Origin of the sequence: Salinivibrio sp. EAGSL (assembly GCF_013366455.1) — a bacterium.
Taxonomy (GTDB): domain Bacteria; phylum Pseudomonadota; class Gammaproteobacteria; order Enterobacterales; family Vibrionaceae; genus Salinivibrio; species Salinivibrio costicola.
The window spans coordinates 1-280 of record NZ_JABWMG010000075.1; the positions used below are offsets into that span (position 1 = coordinate 1).

Genomic DNA, 280 nt, shown 5'->3' on the forward strand with positions numbered 1-280 from the left:
AAAAACTCGTGAAGTTGATTGAAGCATGCCCTGAATATCAGACTAAAAATACGCTCTTACAAAGCGTGCCTGGCATTGGCAGCATTGCGGCAGCATCTATCATCAGTAACGTCCCTGAGCTGGGCTATATAACTAACAAACAAGCGGCATCTCTCATTGGTGTTGCACCCGTGACAAAAGAAAGTGGGCGATATAAAGGCAAACGGGTGATCCAAGGTGGACGTGCTCAAGTTCGTACCGTGTTGTATATGGCGATGATGTCTGCGATGCAATGTAATCC

General features: G+C 46.4%; 1 protein-coding gene. It reads left to right on the forward strand.

The window, feature by feature from the left end; genetic code table 11:
• Positions 1 to 280, forward strand: a 280-nt coding sequence (locus tag HLG76_RS14860) for a transposase (protein WP_217706609.1), incomplete at both ends; no start/stop codon positions are given.